We start from the raw sequence: 19,598 nt of genomic DNA on the forward strand, positions 1-19,598 counted from the left end.
TCAGCAATATGCTTAATCTTGTATACGAATACCACGGTCAGGGCTAACCCATCGCGCACGTTTTTCACTTCCACGACGCAGGACTTTTGGAAAGGCCACGATTGTAGCGGTAATGGTTATCAACCAAAATACAAACGGGTACCAAATCATCCAGTAATAATTTCTGCCTAAGTTTGGCTCATAGCGGCTGTCCATCCATTTGCTCAGCGCAAATTGAATCAGACAGGTTGCCCCAAGCAAAATTCCACTTCCATACGGCAAGAATGGAGAGCTGATTCCTGATAGCTGACCTAGCGGGAACACAAAATGCACCACCCACAAGATCGCCAACAGCAACATCAAGTACGACCAGACCAATGTCAGGCAAAGCTCAAACATCAGCGGCCATAAAAAATTGAGTTTAGGTTTAAAGAATACATCCAGATTTTTAAGCAAAACCTGTGCACCGCCCATGGCCCAGCGTAAACGCTGCTTCCAAAGCCCGGTAAAGGTTTCTGGCATTAAAATCCATACCAGTGCATTCGGTTCAAAACGTATATCCCAACCTGCACGCTGCAATTTCCAAGTGATATCGATGTCTTCGGTCAGCATGTTGGGTGACCAGTAATTCACTTCATGTACCGCAGATTTACGAAATGCCGTGATCACGCCAGATACCGTAAATAAGCGCCCGAAGCTACGCTGCGCACGTTTGATCATGCCCACAATCGAAGAAAACTCTCCCACCTGAATACGGCCAAGCAAGGTCGAGCGTGTTCGAATACGTGGATTTCCCGTGACTGCGGCTACGGTTGGGTCTTGCTGGAAATGACGCACCATCCAGCTTGCCGCGTGTGAGTCCAGTAAGGCATCACCGTCGATTCCAATTAGAATTTCGGCTTCCGTCAGCAAGCTACCCGCTTGTAAGGCCATAGCCTTGCCTTGGTTTTGAGCCAAATGAACCACACGCAGTTTTTCATGTTGTTCAGCCAGACGATTCAGTACCTCGGCAGTATTGTCCGAGCTACCATCATTAATGGCAATTACCTCAAAATTTGGATAATCTAGTCCAAGTGCATGGGTAATGGTTTCCTCAGCATTATCGCCCTCGTTAAAACAAGGCACAAGCACAGCCACCATTGGATACGATTCCAATGCTTTTGGCTGTTGATATGGAGGATCTTTGCGCTCTTTCCAATAAAATATGAGCGCACCCATCATCCATAAATAGGACATAAACAGCGGATAATAGAATACAAAATTCAGCGCTGTCTGCCACAAATGATGTAAAGTCGTTGACATGGTCAATTCCTGTTACGGGACTAACTTGGACGGTTTAGTCGCAAATACGTCGTGCATGGTTTTGGTGTCAGGATGATCTTTAAACGGATCATCTGGGTAATACCCCACGTGCAGGGCACCCTGCTGGTAAAGCGAGCGAATGGTATCTGCCATTTCCTGTGAAGGAACAGGCTGATTGGTTCGCCAGTTGGTTGCTTGTAATTCAAACACCGTTTTCTTGATACCATTTGGGTACTGTTTGACACGTTTTACAATGTCTTGATAAAACTTGGTCGGATCTTCAGCCTGCTCCATATAAGGCATGGCCATAATCGCAGTAAAATCGTAACGCTTGAGTGACTGCTCCAACGACTGTGAATACCAGTTTTCGGCATAAGGAGACAGAGCAACTTGCGCATACAAGTTACGGGCAGTCATCAAGAAAGGTTGATAGTAACGAACGTCTGAAACCAGTTTCATCGCAAAATTATCGATGGTTTTGATTTTAAAATCAGTCCATTTCGATAATAGCGCGTCGTTGTTGCGGATCTTTTCAAGATCAGTCGGCAAACCCGCTTTGGCATAGGCCTTTAACGCGTCTGGACTGGCATCTTCGTAATCCGATAGCGTTGTATCGTCGTGGAACAGTATACCATCAAACGTAGATGACTTGGCTAAATCTGTGTAAATGCCTTCAATCACTTTACGCGCTTCAGGCGAATACGGACTTAAACGGATATAACCCATGTTTAAATGATCGGAGCTTTTTGGCTGCTGTGTAACCACCAGCTTTTTGGAAACCGGATTCGATTTTGGCAATTCCCACGCCATTAATGGCATCCATGCATAGACACGATTCACACTGGTACGTGTCGAAATTTGCCAAGCGACGCGGTTGAACAAATCAGCTCGCATTGGAAGATAGCGGTTTGGAAAGTACACCATGTCGGCAGAGCCATTGGCATCTGGGTCTGAAAAGGCCTGTAAGTAAACCGTATTAACTCCCATTTCTCGAATTCGATCGAGCAAATGACCTAAGTTACGCTCAACTTGTTCTGGATTTTTATCATAAATATAGTCCAGATCGACATGCATGATTTTTTGCGGACGATTGTTATCGGTCAAATTCATTTGACGGTTAATAATGTCTTGTGCCAGATCGTCTGTACTTTCGCCTTTCATCACTAAAATTCGGTTTAAATGCCCGAGCGATTTGGTCACATGATCTGGACCATCATCTAGAGTAATGGTAATTGGCATGCCCAGTTTTTTGGCAATACGCACCGTTTCCAGATTATAGCGTCCATACGGCCAGACCATTACACGTGGCGCACGAATACCATTCTCTTTAAACGTTTCAATATTTTTCTTTAAATCATTGGTGATACGTTTTTCATAAGCACTGTCTGATTCATACGTTTTGGTTTTAGGATCGTAAATACGAGTAGTTGCCGCAGGTTCCGAGTTGCCTTGTGGATTACCCATCACCCCATGGTGCAAGTCAAAGCTATGGCTGCCAATTTCGACAATGCCACTGTCTTGCATTTCCTTGATTTCAGCCCAAGTTAATAACTTGTTTCGCGCAAGCTTGTCGTCACCAAACTGTACCATTTGATTTGGCTTGACGTTCAGCCATTTACCTACAACGGCAAGTACGGCTGGAATTTTACGTGCCTTTAAAATCGGGTACGCATAGTCATAAAATGATTGATAGCCATCATCGATGGTCAGTAAAACCGGTTTTGGCGGTAATTTTAATTTGCCTTCATTGGCTTTAATTAATTGATCAACACTAATAAAGTGATAACCATTTTTGACCAGCCAATCCAAGTGCATTTCAAAGCGCTGTGGTGTTACGGCGTAATCTGGAATAATCGCTTCTTTAGAGGTAATTTCATGATAACCAATGATGGTCAGCGTAGACACATCAATTTTAGGTGCTTCTTCAGCTTCTTCACCAGTATGCGGATTGGTCACAAGCGGAATCTCCTTCACCACAGGATTTTCAGTGTTTGAAGCTAGATTCTCAGCATGTGCAATTGCGACTGTCGTACTTAAGACAATGGATACACTGAATGCGAGTTGTTTCAGAAGAAAGCGAGTAAGCATATATACCATCTTTTCAAAAAAATATTTTCTGAATACCTTTTACAATCAATTTAAAGCATTTAAAAATACTTTTATTTGATGATTAACTAAAGCGATCAGACGATTAGATAGTTTATCTTATACCGCAACAAACTGAAAAAATTCTTAAAAATTTTGGAAGTTAATTAAATATTTATGATGAACATATTCGACTAATTCACTATGTTTATTTAAATTTAACTGCTTGACATTTTAATAAAAAATTAATCTTAAATTAATAAAACAGAAACATAGCAAATTTATAATAACAAAATATCATATTATAAGAATTTTACATATTATTATAATCGAATATTAAAATCATATTCATTCAATAAACAAATAAAAAGCCCGAAACGGGCTTTTTATTTGTTTAGTCTCGTGTTTTGACATCAAATAGTTCAATTTCAAAAATCAAATTGGAGTTAGCAGGAATGATGTTACCCATTTTGCGCTCACCATAAGCTAAATGTGCAGGCACGTTCAGCTTGCGCTTACCGCCAACTTTCATGCCGATAATCCCTTGATCCCATCCCTTGATCACACGACCAGTACCAATGACACATTCAAAGTAATTACCACGATCAATCGATGAATCAAACTTGGTACCATCTTCAAGCCAACCCGTGTAATGGGTCGTAATCAAAGCACCTTTCACAGCCTCTTTGCCTTCGCCCACTTTTAAATCAATAATTTCTAATTCGTTCATTTCGATACCTATTTATACTTTAAACCATCTTTCAGACAGCAGCCTTGGTGCATTATTGCAATTTTGTCCACGAAATCTCAACCTGTTCATGGTCGTTCAGTAAAGTCCATTCACCATCCATGACATTGAGTTGCAGTTGCATGGTGCGTTCACATAAGTTTTGAATTTGGGCCGTTGTTTCGGGTGCCAATTGCCAAACCTCGACATTACTCAATGTTTTCACTTTACTGTTACGTTTCCACCACTCGTCGACCTGCTGACCATAAGTTACGACCGCAACCCGCTTACAACGCGCACTGGCTTTTTTTAACTTATCTTCAGAGGGCTGCCCCAATTCGATCCACTGTTCAAGTTGCCCAGTCAAATCTTTTTGCCATAGCGCCGGTTCGTCAGTTTCAAATAGATCTTTGGTAAATTGCAACTGTTCATCTGCAAAACGAGCAAAAGCTAAAATACGCACCATCAAACGCTCAATCGTCTCAGACGGATGCATAGCCAAGGTGAGTTGATAGTCTGCATAATGGTGGCTATCCATATCTGCAATATTTAAATCTGCTTTATAAATAGTAGCTTTAAGCGCCATAAAAAACCGTCCTCCAGAATGGCGCCTAGCATACTCGATTTTTGATGACTGACCTATATATAGGCTGATATTTCTATCCTCCCCTTACGCAGCTCAACTCCAGAAAGGATGAGCACCCCAAAAAATTTCAGGCAAATATCAAAGTTGGCGAGTTTCTTGCACTGGTCTGACCAGTCTTATTGGATTGATGAACAGAAAATGTGGCAAAAACTGAAGTCTAACTTGTTCCTGCAAGTCATCATCGCGCTGGTGTTAGGTATTTTAATTGGTGTCAGCTTTCATGATTTTTCTTTAAATTTAAAGCCCTTAGGTGATGGCTTTATTTCACTGATTAAAATGTTAATTGCACCGATTGTTTTTTGTGTGGTGGTGCTTGGCATTTATGGTGCAAATGACATTAAAAAAATGGGTAAAGTTGGTGCAAAAACGATCCTGTATTTTGAAATTGTCACCACAATTGCACTAATTTTAGGCATTGCGATTGCTTATATCTTTAAACCTGGCGCAGGAATGAATATTGATCTGTCCAAACTCGACGGCAAAGATTTAACGGTTTATACCGAACGTGCCCATGAAATGAGTTCAGGTTCAGACTTCATTTTACACATCATTCCTAAAACCCTTTTTGGTGCTTTTGCAAACGGCGATATTTTACAAGTCCTCCTGATTGCAATTTTATTTGGCGTCGGGATGTTACTGGTTCCGCGCCATCTGGCAGAAATTGTTCGGCAGGCACTGGAAGCATTTTCAGAAATTTTCTTTAAAATGATGGGACTGATTATCCGATTGGCGCCACTTGGGGTATTGGGTTCTGTGGCCTACACCACGGCCAAGTTTGGTATCGACTCTTTGGTTCAACTGGGCTACTTGGTGCTTTTATTCTATGCCACATGTATTGCATTTGTGGTGATTATTCTCGGTGGAATTTTAAAATTCACTGGCCTTAATATTTTCAAATTTTTGAACTATTTTAAAGCAGAACTTTCGATTGTACTCGGTACAGCCTCCTCAGATTCGGTACTTCCGCAAATCATGAAAAAGCTGAAACAATTAGGGATTAAAGACTCTACGGTCGGTTTAGTTATTCCAACCGGATATTCATTTAATCTGGATGGTTTCTCTATTTATCTGACCTTAGGTGTTATTTTTATTGCGCAGGCCTGTAATATTGATCTGTCTATGCATGATCTGATTATGATTTTGCTGGTGTCACTGGTTACGTCAAAAGGTGCACACGGCATTCCTGGATCAGCATTGGTGATTTTAGCCGCCACCCTTTCCGTTATTCCAAGTTTACCTGCCATTGGTCTGGTGCTGTTGTTATCGGTTGACTGGTTTATTGGGATTGTTCGTGCATGCACCAACCTGATTGGTAACTGTGTTGCAACTGTTGTCATTGCGCATTGGGAAAAAGACATCGATCATGCTCAAGCCAAGGCCATGCTTGAGCAAAAGCACTAACAAGAAGTTTTCTAACTGAACTCATGATCAGAAATAGCACAGATCTGCGTTATTCCTGATCATCTTCATTACAGCGGCAAGCCAGCAAGGCTTGTTCAAAGGCGAGCCAGTCTTGTGACAATGGAGTAATGATCTCAATACGATTGTCTGTATTGGCCTGCCCTGTTTTGTAATTGAGCTGTGCTGGATTGAAATTTAAGGTGATCCAGCCTTGGTTGGTATGAAAAATCGCTTTGATTCTTAACCAGCCCTCTAGGCTACTCAGCAAATCAAATAAATCATCAAAATCAAATTGCCAGTGACGTGAAAACTTCCAGCCAGCCACGCTATATTCTCCATTACTTTCAACATAATGATACGGCAATTGTTTAATCTGTTGTGGCGCCTGCTTGATCTCGATATTACGCTGCTGTTGCACCAGAAGTGGTTGCATGCGTTTTACCGTAGCCAGTGAGGGCCGATCAATTGCAGCCAAAGCCAGTATTCCATTGGATACCTCAAACCATGTTTGGGCATAAGGTGCGTACTCTTGCTGAAACTGCTCTAATGCTTGCTCATCGGCATGGGTCATCTGATCATGATGTGACACCACCACCAATTGTGCAGCTTTGAGTTGATCTTGATATAAATGTTGCTCAACCCAAGCTTGATTGTGTAATCGACTGCCATCAACTACTGTGATCAATGCACGCATTTGAATACTGCTGTGCCAATGCGGTTCTGAAAGCTGTTCAAGTAACTGAGCAGGATGTCCAAGTCCTGTCGGTTCAATAAACAATCGATCAGGTTTGGTTTCGCTGAGCAACCGGGCCAGTGCGATGTGTAAGGGCAGCTGACTACTACAACACATGCAACCACCGAGCAATTCTTTCACTTCATAGCCAGATTCATTGGGAAGTATTTGCTGATCGATACCAATCTGCCCAAATTCATTCATCAATACCGCCCACACTTCATGCTTGGGTTTTTGTAGCAAAAGCTGCTGAAGCAAGGTCGTTTTTCCAGCACCGAGAAAACCAGAAATAATATGTGTCGGAACCGCTTGAGGAATGACCAGTTTCACGTCGAATACGCACTCACTAAAAGTTATAGTCTAACGTATTTCATATATTGCTGCTGTCTTCGAAAGAATAGAAATGATCATAATTTGAATCAGCGTAAAAGTTGCTATAGCCTTACCAAATGGCAAGATCTATGCGACTTTCATCACTTATTTAAATGGATAAAAAGATTAAGATAATTATATCTAATGGGAAAAACAATTTTGACTGTAGGCTCAGCCCACAGTGACATGTTTTGCTTTGGTAAATATCCGGATTAAAAAATAACCAAAAAGAAATATCTTCAAACAGTTTTTGGCGATTTTTTTCTATTTTTTTTACATGAAACATACACAGGATTTATATGTGTGAACGCTGTGTAATCCAGTCTGTTTCACTTTGTTGGATTGATTGTCATATCCAGATTTGGCTTTTAGCATGATCAACAAGTCGACAGCCAAACTTAAACTATAGGCTGCGATGGTCATAGTGTATTTTAAATTACCAAAGGATGCCTCCTATGAAACTTGTAAAAACTTTACTTGCAACAACATTTGCTCTGACTGCTGCAACTACTACGTTTGCTGCTTCAGCTCACGATAAACATCAAACTAAAGCAGATGAAAAAGTTGTAGTGTCAACTCAAGAATTACCTGATGCAACCTCTTCGAAAACCTCGGCTGCAACACAACAACCAGCTGCGGCACAACCTAGCACTGAAAATGCGGCTGAATCAGGTAATGCCCCAATCCAACCGGCTCAGCCTGCTCAATAATAATCAGCTAAACAATCAAGCCTCTCATTCAATTGAGTTGATTAGCATATCTTGATTGCAACAAAAAAGAGCTAACCTCTTGCTGCGGTTTAGCTCTTTTTTATGTGATCTAACAACCAGACCACTACTCAGCCATAGCGCTTTATGCCTGCTGACTCGTTTTAAATAGGCTGCAAGACGGGCCAGAATTGTCTTGTAAACGGCGTTGTTTCCGCTGCTCTGCTGCCTCAAAACGACAGCGTTTCCACTCGGTATCGAGCTTTAAGGCTGGCACGGCTTTCGGTTTACCATTTTCATCGACTGCCACCATGGTGAAATAGCAGCTATTGGTATGGCGTACTGTACGCTTTTGAATATGTTGTGCTTCTACACGAATCCCGATTTCCATCGAGGTTTTACCCACATGGTTCACACTGGCCAGAAAAGTCACCAGTTCACCCACATAAATTGGCTCTTTAAAGGTGACTTTATCGACCGACAGCGTAACCACATAGCTACCCGAGTAGCGGCTTGCACAGGCGTAAGCCACCTGATCGAGCAATTTTAAGATGGTTCCCCCATGGACATTTCCTGAAAAGTTGGCCATATCTGGGGTCATCAAGACCGACATAGTCAATTCAGATTGTTCTTCAGAAGTTTGTGTAATTTGATCTAATGGAGACATAGTGTTCTTTCGCTCTACACGGGAAAACGTTATGGCGTTCATTATGAAACAATTTACTCGAGATAACCATGTCCGTTTCGGCAAAAGCTTATCTGTGTATGAATTTCAGATATGTACATCTCACCTCTATCTACAGCGCTTGTATAAAACAGACTATGGCGTCAATCTGAAATACATCCTGATCAATAAAAAACGGGAGCATATCGCTCCCGTTTTCTATTTGCTTAAAGTCAGTTAACCCAGCGGTATGTCTTTGACTACCCCCGTGATTCCGGTAATCATCATATCAATCGCGATGGTACCAATCAGTAACGCAGATAAACGCCCGACAATATCCACATAACGATCGATATATTTGGCATGTTTATAGCGTAGATGATCATGTGCAAATTTCATTAAAATGAGCAAACTACAGGTCACGGTCAGTGTTAAAGCAATAATCAGCGCCGCACCACCAATAGGAAGTCCGATTCCGGTCACTACAGCCGCACTGATCGTACCCGGGCCAATCATAAACGGCATTGCAATGGTGCCAGCCAAATGTTCAGGCGCACCACGCATTTCACCAATGGTATCTGCACCCTGAAACACATAGCGATAACCAATCACCAAAAAGATAAGCCCACCAAAAATCTGGAATGCTTCAAAACGTACATTCAAATATTTGCTAAAGATGGTTTCGCCACCCCAAGCAAATAAAACAAAGACAATAAATGCAATCATACAACCTTGTATCAATGCTCTATTAAAGACCTTTGCTTCAGAATTTCGGATCATACCGATCATGTAAATGCTCATCAAAAATGGATTGAGCAACGAAAAAAACAAGGCAAAGGAATGAATATACGGCGTCAACATTCAACGGCTCCCCTTAGGCTTTAGGGTCTGGAAATAGTGGTCGGTTCCCCGGACTGATACGATTGATATGCAAGAATGTCATATGGCGCTCGTAACGATCCAGAATGTCATTAATCACCTGTTCCTTGGTATAACCTACAAGGTCGTTTCCTTGAGATCCTTCATATAGATAGGTCTCTAAACGATAATAGAACTGTTTGCCACGTTTACCGCGTTCACTAAAGTTGGGCGCAATATAACGGACAGGCCAGATCTGGTAAATAAAGTTTTGTTCCTCTTCAAGGTGAATCGTGATATCCAAATGATAAAGCTCTGGATCTTCTTCAAGTTCAACCTCCTGCACATCGACAGTGACTGCACGCTTCTCAAGCTCATCGGCAACTGCCTGAACCGCAGGTTTACAGATTTCGTTCAGCATACGCTTGGTTTCTGAAGTTCCCGGATGATGCATCACGCGTGACAAACGCTTTTTCCAGTTCAAAATGTCCACGTTCCCCACCACTGGGGCTGCATTGAGACTCGCACTGGCCTGCCGGTAATCTTCTAGCCGCAGCGACTTGTACAAACCTGCCATCACCAAGAACATCACAAAACTAAAAGGCAAGCCCATAATAATGGTGGCGTTTTGTAGTGCGGTAATCCCGTTGGTCATGAGCATTGCAAGCGTGAGCAAACCAATCGCCACCGCCCAAAAAACACTGAGCCAGCGCGGCGCATCATGATCGATGTTGGTAAATTGAGTGGTAAAGTTCCCCAAAACCAGTGCACCTGAATCTGCCGACGTGACATAAAAGAGCAAGCCGGTAATGGTAGCGACACCCGCAATAAAAGGAAACCAAGGATATTGTGCAAGCAAGTCGTAAAAGCCATGCGCAGGATTGACTAAAACGGTTTGCGCCAGTGCAATATTGCCATCGAAAATGACATTATGGAGTGCGCTGTTTCCGAAAATAGACAGCCAAGTCAGGGTAAATAATAATGGAATAATTAAAGTCCCACTGACAAACTCGCGAATGGTTCGTCCACGTGAAATACGTGCCAAAAATAGCCCCACAAAAGGAGACCATGCCACCCACCACGCCCAGAAAAACAGCGTCCAGTTGTTCATCCATTCTTTCGGTTGAGTAAATGCAAAGGTTTCCAGTGCCAAGGTAGGAAAACGACTTAAATAGTCCCCCACATTTTGTACCAGTGCATTTAATAAGAACTCAGTATTGCCTAAAAACAAGATAAACAGCATCAGGCCAACAGACACATAAATATTGACTTCCGATAAAATCCGTAAGCCCTTATTGACACCAGACGTTACCGAAATAATGGTGATAATGACTGCCACCAAAATTAATGCGGTTTGAACCCATAAGTTTTCAGGTAAATCAAACAACACATGCAAGCCATAATTGAGCTGCACCACCCCAATACCACAGGTGGTGGCAATCCCGAAAATGGTCCCGATTACGGCCGCAGTATCGACACTATGGCCAATGGGTCCATTAATTTTTTTCCCAAAAATAGGATATAACGCTGAACGAATCGTAAGTGGCAAATTATAACGATAACTAAAATAACCTAGAGCCATTCCGACCAGTGCATACATACACCAGCCAGTGAGTCCATAGTGAAACAGTGTCCAGACCATCGCCTGACGTGCTGCTTCATAGGTCTGGCCCTGCCCTACAGGTGGGTTCATATAATGAGACAATGGCTCTGCCACCGAGAAAAACATCAAATCGATGCCGATCCCTGCCGAGAACAGCATGGCTGACCAGCTTAATAGACTAAACTCTGGTTTGGAGTGTTTGGGCCCTAACTTGATATTGCCGTAGCGCGAACAGGCAATAAATATCACAAACACCATATACAGCGTTGCAGCAAGCAGGTAGTACCAACTAAAAGTGGCACTCACCCAGCCAAGCACAGCACTCAGGATGTGATTGGCAAACTCATTGAATAAAATCGTCGTTAAAGAAAATATTAAAATAATAAGCGCAGAAACGTAAAAGACCACACGATTTAAACGATCTTTCGGATGAGTCGTTTGATCATCAACTGCTCTTGGATTATCTGTTGCCATACAATCCTCAAGAAAATAAAAGAAAAAGAAAAGTACAAAAGCCAATCCTTCAGCACCTGCATGAGCTGCTCAAGGATTGACTAAACTACACTGTTGTTTTTGCCTGAACCGGTCAGGAATAAAACATTGCCATCTACAATTACACGGAGCTGGTTTCTTTGGCTGGTTGTGCAGATGCTCGCGTTTGGGTCATCTGTGCCTCAGCGTGCGGTTTGTGTGTTTCTTCTTGCTTTAATGCTTTCGCAAGCCCAAACATATAAAGCAGTAAAATCACGGAAAATGGTAAACCACATAACACTACCGCACTTTGCATGGCACTAAAGCTGCCCGCGAGTAATAGTCCGATACTCACGATGGTGATCGTGACGGACCAAAAAATGCGTAACCAAACCGGTGAATCACTATCGCTTGTGCCACCTTGAGATGACAAGTTGGCTATCATAAGTGTACCAGAGCCCACTGGGGTTAAAAATAAAACGAAACAAATCACCACAACAATTCCAGCCACATATGGATGAAAAGGCAGATATTCAAGTAACTTAAACAAAGACATGGCTGGATCTTTGAGTACCAAAGTTCCCAAAATACCCTGACCTTGATTTAAAATTAAATCAATTGCCGTGTTGCCAAAAATTGAAATCCACGCCAGTGTAAAACCTAACGGAATGAGGCATACACCCAAAACCACTTCCCGAATGGTACGCCCCTTTGAAATACGGGCAATAAACATGCCCACAAACGGCGCCCAAGCAATCCACCATGCCCAGTAAAAAATCGTCCACGATGCCAGCCAGCCTGTGGCTTTTTTATCATACAAATACAGATCAAAACTTTTTTGCACGAAGTGACTTAAGTAATCTCCAGTATTTTGCACCAGCCCATTTAACAAATGATTGGTTGGTCCGGTAAAAAACACAAAAGCCAAAAGCAGATAAAGCAAGCGCAGATTCACTCGTGACAACCACGCTAAACCTTTTTCAATACCAACCACGGTGGTCATGGTGGCCACCACCATCATTAAAACAACTGTGGTAATGAGCGTTAGGCTGGAGTTTGGAATCGTCGGAAACAAGTAGCAAATTCCTGACACTAAAACCAGCGCACCAATCCCCAGATTGGTCACCAAAGAAATGATCGTGGCCAAAATACCAAAACCATCGACCATATGACCAATCAAGCCATGAATTCGTTCGCCAAAAATAGGATACAGTGCCGAACGTAATGCCAGAGGCAAATCACGCCTGAAGGCAAAATAACCCAGTGTGACACCCACCAACGCATACAGCACCCAGCCATGTATGCCCCAGTGCAAGAAGCTATACATCATGGCGTTTTGGGCGGCTTCAACGGTGCCGCCTTGCCCTTCAGGAGGTCGCAAAAAATGATCGACGGGCTCAGCCACGCCGTAATACAGTAATGCGATTCCGATTCCGGCAGAAAAAAGCATGGATGTCCATGCCAGATAGCCAAATTCAGGACGGTCATGTGCTTTACCTAAAGGAATTTGCCCGACTTTGGAAAAAGCCAGCCAAGCAACAAAACCTAAAGAAAGTACCACCACCAGCATGTAATACCAGCCAAACAACTGGTTTACCTGCTGTTGAATCCACGTCAGTCCATTTTGGCTGGCACTAGGAAATAGCACAAACAACAAGCCGAAAAGACTGATACTGATTGCCGAACTCCAAAAAACGAAAGGATTCAGGCGAATCGGTAAGATGACGTTTTGTGTGTTACGTTTTGACCACATAACATTGCTCCTTGCACGGATGTGATTCGTCATTATTGATACTGCTGGCGCGCATCTCTCATGAAATTCCATCCCACGAGTTTGCTAAATGCTGGCGACTTTTAAATTTCCGTACATTCATAGAAATAACGGAAATTTGCATAATGATACTTTTAATTGATTGAACGTTCAATCAATTAAAAGTATCATAAAAAGGTGCTATCATGTTCTGTAGATCATTTATTGAAGCAAAACCTTATATTTTTAAGGACATACATGAACAAACGCAGAGTAAAACCCGAGCACGTGCGTCGTGAAGAAATTGTAAACGCCGCATATGACGTGATTTTTGAAGTGGGGTTATCCAACACCACCATGGCTCAAATTGCGAAAAAAGCCCAACTCTCGGTGGGTATCGTCAGTCATTACTTTGGCGACAAACAGGGTCTCATTAACGCTTGTATGCTAGAGATGCTCAATGTACTACGTCGTAAAACGGCGCAGTACAAAGCTGAAGTAAATGAGTTACAACCCGAGAATATGATTAAAGCAATTATTGATTCAAACTTTGATATTAGTCAGGTCAATCAAAGAGCAATGCGTATCTGGCTTGATTTCTGGTCTGCAAGTATGCACATGCCGGAACTCAGCCGATTACAGCGCATCAATGACCAGCGGCTCTACTCCAATCTGAAGTTTCACTTTCTGGAGTTAATGCCCAAGGATCAGGCCAGCATTGCAGCACGCGGTTTGGCCGCATTGATTGACGGACTCTGGTTACGTGGCAGTTTAAGTGGAGACACTGAATTTGACAGTGCACTTGCTCGAACCATTGCATATGACTATGTCGAGACTCAGCTACGGCTGGTAAAGCAAATTAGGCAGGAGAGACAAAATGAGTGATGTTCAACTTCATCGTTTATACATTCATGGACAATATGTTGATGCAACCAGCGGCAAAACCTTTGACAGTATCAACCCTGCAACAGGTGAAGTGATTGCCACGATTCAGCAAGCCTCAAAAGAAGATATCGATGCCGCTGTGAAAAGTGCACAGCAAGGCCAAAAAGAATGGGCTGCTAAGACTGCCATGGAACGCTCTCGTATTTTACGTCGCGCAGTCGATATTTTACGTGAACGCAATGACGAGCTTGCTGCACTTGAAACATTAGATACCGGTAAAGCCTTGAGCGAAACACGCAGCGTCGATATTGTCACAGGTGCCGATGTCCTTGAATATTACGCTGGATTGGCCACTGCCATTCAAGGTGAACAGGTTCCTTTACGTGAAAGCAGCTTTTTTTATACCCGCCGTGAGCCATTGGGCGTAGTGGCTGGAATTGGTGCGTGGAACTATCCAATCCAGATTTCTTTATGGAAATCTGCCCCTGCCTTGGCCGCAGGCAATGCCATGATTTTTAAACCAAGTGAAGTCACACCACTTACTGCATTTAAACTTGCAGAAATTTATACCGAAGCTGGTTTACCTGCTGGTGTTTTTAACGTCGTACAAGGCTCAGGACGCGATATCGGCCCTTACCTGACCGAGCATCCTGTGATTGAAAAGATTTCATTTACCGGTGGCGTGGAAACTGGCAAAAAAGTTATGGCCAGTGCCGCAGGCTCAACCCTCAAAGACGTGACTATGGAACTCGGTGGAAAATCACCGCTGATTATTTGTGATGATGCCCAGCTTGATCGCGCTGCTGATATTGCCGTTATGGCCAACTTTTTCAGCTCAGGCCAAGTTTGTACCAACGGTACGCGTGTTTTTGTTCCTGAACAGCTTAAATCAGCCTTTGAAGCCGCTGTGGTTGAGCGTGTAAAACGCATTCGAATGGGTGATCCGCAGCACGATGATACGAATTTTGGTCCAATGGTGAGTTTTGCACATATGGACAAGGTGTTGTCTTATATTGCTTCCGGTAAGGAACAAGGTGCAAAAGTACTCATTGGCGGGCAGCGCGCCACGCAAGCAGCGCTTAAAGACGGCGCTTTTGTAGAGCCAACTGTATTTACCGACTGTACAGATGATATGAAAATCGTACAAGAAGAAATATTTGGGCCCGTCATGAGTATCTTGACTTATGCGACAATTGAAGAAGCCGTTCAACGCGCCAACAGTACTGTTTTTGGTTTGGCAGCAGGTGTGGTCGCTCAGGATATTTCCTTGGCACATCGCATTATTCACCAACTGGAAGCCGGTATTTGCTGGATTAATACGTGGGGAGAATCCCCAGCCGAAATGCCAGTCGGTGGTTATAAAGAATCGGGCGTAGGACGTGAAAATGGTATCTCGACGCTCAACCACTATACCCGAACAAAATCGATTCAAGTCGAAATGGGCGATTACCAAAGCGTGTTCTAAAACACGCGACGCCCTTTTTAAAGTTTCCTCATAAATCTGATGTCACTGCTGCTATCACAGCGTGACGCATACAATATTAAGGAATAGCAATGACGACTCAATCTTACGATTATATTATTATTGGCGCAGGCTCTGCAGGTAATGTACTGGCCGCGCGTTTAACTGAAGATGCCAATACATCGGTATTACTTTTAGAGGCAGGCGGTCCCGATTACCGTCTAGATTTTCGTACGCAAATGCCAGCGGCTCTCGCCTTTCCGCTTCAAGGCCGACGCTACAACTGGGCTTACCTCACCGAGCCTGAACCTCATATGAATAACCGCCGTATGGAGTGCGGTCGTGGTAAAGGACTTGGTGGCTCATCACTGATTAACGGCATGTGTTACATTCGCGGTAATGCAATGGATCTCGATGGCTGGGCCAAGCTTAAGGGTTTAGAAAACTGGACCTACGCCGACTGTCTACCTTATTACAAAAAAGCAGAAACGCGCGATATCGGTGGTAACGATTATCATGGCGATAGCGGACCGGTTAGTGTTGCAACGCCTAAAGCAGACAACAATGTCTTGTTTCATGCCATGATTGAGGCTGGTGTTCAGGCTGGTTATCCACGCACAGACGATTTAAACGGCTATCAGCAAGAAGGCTTCGGCCCGATGGATCGTACCGTCACCAAAAACGGTCGCCGCTCGAGTACGGCACGTGGCTATCTGGATATGGCCAAAGGCCGACCGAATCTGACCATTGTTACGCATGCCATGACCAATAAGATCTTGTTTAATGGCAAACAGGCCATTGGTGTGGAATATATTCAAGGCGCCAACAAAAACGATCTGAAAAAAGTCCTTGCCAATAAAGAAGTGCTGTTATGTGCTGGTGCGATTGCTTCACCGCAAATTTTGCAGCGCTCAGGCGTGGGTCAAAGCACCTTTTTAAAATCGATGGACATTGATGTGGTTCATGATTTGCCAGGTGTAGGTGAAAATTTACAAGATCACTTGGAAATGTATTTACAGTACAAGTGCAAACAACCTGTGTCACTTTACCCTGCACTGCAATGGTATAACCAGCCAGCAATCGGTGCAGAATGGCTATTTTTAGGCAAAGGCATTGGTGCCAGCAATCAGTTTGAAGCAGGTGGCTTTATTCGTTCGTCTGACGAGTTTGAATGGCCAAACATTCAGTATCACTTCTTGCCTGTTGCGATTAACTACAACGGTAGTAATGCAGTAAAAGAGCATGGTTTTCAAGCACATGTCGGTTCGATGCGATCTCCATCACGTGGGCATATCAAACTCAAATCGAAAGATCCGTTTGAGCATCCAAGCATTTTGTTTAACTACATGTCGACTGAGCAGGACTGGCAAGAGTTCCGCGCTGCCATTCGTATTACCCGTGAAATCATGCATCAGCCTGCGCTAGATCCTTATCGTGGTGAAGAAATTAGTCCTGGTAATCAGCTTTCGACAGATGCACAACTCGACGATTTTGTTCGTAATCATGGTGAAACGGCTTATCATCCATCGTGCAGCTGTAAGATGGGTGAAGATGAAATGGCTGTGGTGGACCATCAGGGACGCGTGCACGGCATGCAAGGTTTGCGTGTTGTAGATGCCTCAATCATGCCGCTGATTATTACAGGCAATCTGAATGCCACCACCATTATGATGGCAGAAAAAATTGCCGATCAAATCCGTGGTCATGCCCCACTCCCGCGTTCTACTGCTCCGTATTATCGCGCATCGTAACGCTAATTTTTTCAAGTTGTTTTCGAACACGATGCATTTTGTATCGTGTTCGAATATCGTCATATTTGACTATCTAGCGTACATTTTTTTCTTTTAAGGTATTTTTGAGGTCTCTATTTGATTATTTACAATTCACTTTATATGTGATGCGATGCATTTTTTATCTGTTTTTGAATAAATTTAAGCATTTTACCAAATGTTAAAAAAATTATAAGCAATTGAATTGATATCATTTATTTAACAATATAACTAATATTTATTAAACTAATTTCAACATTTCAAATAAAAATTATATTGTCAATACACAATTCATCTACAATACGCCTCCGATGGAAATGTATGGTCAAATTTAAAAAGTGAATTGATTCATTTGCTGTATGGATTAAGACATTTTACTCCCTCTCTCTGAACTTAAATTTGCCATCATTTCCAGAGTCGATTTCTCTCTTGATTTAGTATTTTTCTTTATTTCGCCTTTACGCGATGCTAATCACCTACCCCAAGGTCCTTTATCGCATGAAAAAGTTTCTACGATACCTTTTGGTATTGATTGTTGTTCTTTTAATTGCAGCGATCGCCTTCCTTTTTAGGCCAATTGCTTCCAAAAAAATTCAAACCGCTGCTAGTGAGCCTGTTGTAGATGTGGTTCTGGTAGGTGGTGGTATCATGAGTGCCACGCTTGGAACCTATTTGACTGAGCTTGAACCGAACTGGCAAGTTCGTATGTACGAACGCCTAGACAAAGTTGCTCAGGAAAGTTCAAACGGATTCAACAACGCGGGTACAGGCCACTCTGGCTTCATGGAAATGAACTATACCGAAGAAAAAGACGGTAAGATGGACATTTCTAAAGCTGTAAAAGTTGCAGAACAATTTGAAATTTCAAAACAGTTCTGGGCCTATCAAGTGAAACAAAACGTACTTGGCAAGCCATCTACTTTTATCAATCCAGTTCCGCACCATGCTTTTGTATGGGGTGACAACGTTGCGTTCCTTGAAAAGCGTTATGCAGCAATGATTAAAAATCCATTGTTCTACGGTATGCAGATGACTGAAGATGCAAACCAGATCAAACAATGGGCACCGCTCACCATGGAAGGCCGTGATCCTGCACAAAAAGTGGCAGCAACACGTATGGAAATTGGTTCTGATGTAAACTATGGTGCGATCACCACGCAACTGGTAGATAACCTCAACAAGCATCAAAACTTCAAGCTTTCTACATCTACCGAAGTGACTGGCATCAGCCAAAATGACGACAAAACCTGGACTGTTTCATTTAAAAATATGAAAACTGGCCAAGCCGATCATGTAAAAACACGTTTTGTCTTTATCGGTGCGGGTGGTGCAAGCGTTAAATTGCTGCAAATGACTGGTTTACCAGAATCGAAGCAATATGCTGGCTTTCCTGTAGGTGGCGTATTCTTAATGACGGACAATCCTAAAATTGCCGCAGAACATACAGCAAAATTGTATGGTCGTGCTGATCTAGGTGCGCCGCCAATGTCTGTTCCACATATTGATACACGTTATATCGACGGTAAAAAATATGTGTTATTCGGACCATTTGCGACTTACTCGAATAAATTCTTGAAAGAAGGTTCTCAGTTTGATTTATTGGCATCGACCAATAAAAACAACGTATTGCCAATGACTGCTGTTGGTATGGAAAATCTTGATTTGGTGAAATACTTGGTGAGCCAAGTCATGATGACCGATGAAGACCGTTTTAACGAATTGAAAAAGTACTATCCAAATGCAAAACGCGAAGACTGGCGCTTGAACCAAGGTGGTCAACGTGTTCAGGTCATCAAAAAAGAAGAAGGCAAACCAGCCAAGCTTCAATTTGGTACTGAAGTGTTTGTATCTAAAGATCGTTCGGTCACTGCATTGATGGGTGCGTCTCCGGGGGCTTCAACTTCTCCTTACATCATGTTGAGTTTGCTTGAAAAAGCCTTCCCACAACAAGTTGAAGGTGAGTGGAATCCAAAACTGCACGAGATGGTAAAATCGTACAAACAGAAGTTAAGCGAAGATCCAGTATTGCTTGACCAAGTACGTCAGTACACCAGCCAGACTTTAGGTTTGCACTATACACCGCTGACACCAGCAGACTTTGCTAAGCTTGCTGCATCACAATCGAAGTAATTTTTAAAGATTCAAAAAAAGGATGAGCAATGGCTCATCCTTTTTTATCTCCTC

Annotated in this window: 15 protein-coding genes; 6 read left to right on the forward strand and 9 right to left on the reverse strand. The window is 42.9% G+C overall.

Annotated features, from left to right (window positions below; genetic code table 11):
* Positions 1–12 precede the first annotated feature (12 nt).
* From pgaC to Aso01_RS05410, 4 genes are all read right to left on the reverse strand, one after another.
* Complete coding sequence (gene pgaC, locus Aso01_RS05395) at positions 13–1,281, reverse strand: poly-beta-1,6-N-acetyl-D-glucosamine synthase (protein WP_004935977.1); 1,269 nt, start codon at positions 1,279–1,281, stop codon at positions 13–15.
* A 12-nt stretch (positions 1,282–1,293) separates the two neighbouring features.
* The gene (gene pgaB / locus Aso01_RS05400; protein ID WP_039909872.1) at positions 1,294–3,369 is read right to left on the reverse strand and encodes a poly-beta-1,6-N-acetyl-D-glucosamine N-deacetylase PgaB; all 2,076 of its coding nucleotides are present in this window, start codon (positions 3,367–3,369) and stop codon (positions 1,294–1,296) included.
* A 391-nt stretch (positions 3,370–3,760) separates the two neighbouring features.
* Positions 3,761–4,096, reverse strand: coding sequence for an FKBP-type peptidyl-prolyl cis-trans isomerase (locus Aso01_RS05405; protein WP_004935971.1), 336 nt, complete (start codon positions 4,094–4,096; stop codon positions 3,761–3,763).
* 52 nt (positions 4,097–4,148) lie between these two features.
* Positions 4,149–4,679 carry a YaeQ family protein gene (locus tag Aso01_RS05410; protein ID WP_004935969.1) on the reverse strand — a complete coding sequence of 177 codons (531 nt, stop codon included), beginning with the start codon at positions 4,677–4,679 and terminating at the stop codon, positions 4,149–4,151.
* A 198-nt stretch (positions 4,680–4,877) separates the two neighbouring features.
* On the opposite strand from Aso01_RS05410, the gene dctA reads away from it, so the two are divergent.
* Positions 4,878–6,140, forward strand: coding sequence for a C4-dicarboxylate transporter DctA (gene dctA / locus Aso01_RS05415; RefSeq protein WP_039909870.1), 1,263 nt, complete (start codon positions 4,878–4,880; stop codon positions 6,138–6,140).
* Between the two features lie 49 nt (positions 6,141–6,189).
* On the opposite strand, the gene Aso01_RS05420 is transcribed toward dctA, so the two are convergent.
* Positions 6,190–7,203 carry a CobW family GTP-binding protein gene (locus Aso01_RS05420; RefSeq protein ID WP_004935965.1) on the reverse strand — a complete coding sequence of 338 codons (1,014 nt, stop codon included), beginning with the start codon at positions 7,201–7,203 and terminating at the stop codon, positions 6,190–6,192.
* A gap of 497 nt (positions 7,204–7,700) precedes the next feature.
* Here Aso01_RS05420 and Aso01_RS05425 point away from each other — a divergent pair, with 497 nt between their 5' ends.
* Positions 7,701–7,955: a hypothetical protein gene (locus tag Aso01_RS05425; RefSeq protein WP_004935962.1), complete on the forward strand. Its 255-nt coding sequence runs from the start codon at positions 7,701–7,703 to the stop codon at positions 7,953–7,955.
* Positions 7,956–8,097: 142 nt separating this feature from the next.
* On the opposite strand, the gene Aso01_RS05430 is transcribed toward Aso01_RS05425, so the two are convergent.
* The 4 genes from Aso01_RS05430 to Aso01_RS05450 form a co-directional block, all read right to left on the reverse strand.
* Positions 8,098–8,619 (reverse strand): acyl-CoA thioesterase, encoded by a 522-nt coding sequence (locus tag Aso01_RS05430; protein ID WP_004935959.1) that lies wholly within the window; start codon positions 8,617–8,619, stop codon positions 8,098–8,100.
* 234 nt (positions 8,620–8,853) lie between these two features.
* The gene (locus Aso01_RS05440) at positions 8,854–9,477 is read right to left on the reverse strand and encodes a MarC family protein (RefSeq protein WP_004935953.1); all 624 of its coding nucleotides are present in this window, start codon (positions 9,475–9,477) and stop codon (positions 8,854–8,856) included.
* Positions 9,478–9,490: 13 nt separating this feature from the next.
* Positions 9,491–11,551, reverse strand: a complete 2,061-nt coding sequence (locus tag Aso01_RS05445; protein ID WP_004935950.1) for a choline transporter — start codon at positions 11,549–11,551, stop codon at positions 9,491–9,493.
* Between the two features lie 139 nt (positions 11,552–11,690).
* On the reverse strand, positions 11,691–13,301 hold the full coding sequence (locus Aso01_RS05450) for a BCCT family transporter (RefSeq protein WP_004935946.1): 1,611 nt from the start codon (positions 13,299–13,301) through the stop codon (positions 11,691–11,693).
* 255 nt (positions 13,302–13,556) lie between these two features.
* Here Aso01_RS05450 and betI point away from each other — a divergent pair, with 255 nt between their 5' ends.
* The 4 genes from betI (at position 13,557) to mqo (ending at position 19,544) form a co-directional block, all read left to right on the forward strand.
* Entirely contained in the window at positions 13,557–14,183 is a 627-nt protein-coding gene (gene betI, locus Aso01_RS05455) for a transcriptional regulator BetI (protein WP_004935942.1), read from the forward strand.
* Positions 14,176–15,648, forward strand: a complete 1,473-nt coding sequence (betB, locus tag Aso01_RS05460) for a betaine-aldehyde dehydrogenase (protein WP_004935939.1) — start codon at positions 14,176–14,178, stop codon at positions 15,646–15,648. The genes betI and betB overlap by 8 nt, the downstream gene beginning before the upstream one ends.
* Before the next feature lie 89 nt (positions 15,649–15,737).
* A complete protein-coding gene (gene betA / locus Aso01_RS05465; RefSeq protein WP_004935937.1) occupies positions 15,738–17,396 on the forward strand; it encodes a choline dehydrogenase in 1,659 nt (552 codons plus the stop codon).
* 516 nt (positions 17,397–17,912) lie between these two features.
* Complete coding sequence (gene mqo / locus Aso01_RS05470; protein ID WP_004935935.1) at positions 17,913–19,544, forward strand: malate dehydrogenase (quinone); 1,632 nt, start codon at positions 17,913–17,915, stop codon at positions 19,542–19,544.
* Positions 19,545–19,598: the final 54 nt, after the last annotated feature.

The sequence above is a fragment of the Acinetobacter soli genome, assembly GCF_000760595.1.
Taxonomy (GTDB): domain Bacteria; phylum Pseudomonadota; class Gammaproteobacteria; order Pseudomonadales; family Moraxellaceae; genus Acinetobacter; species Acinetobacter soli.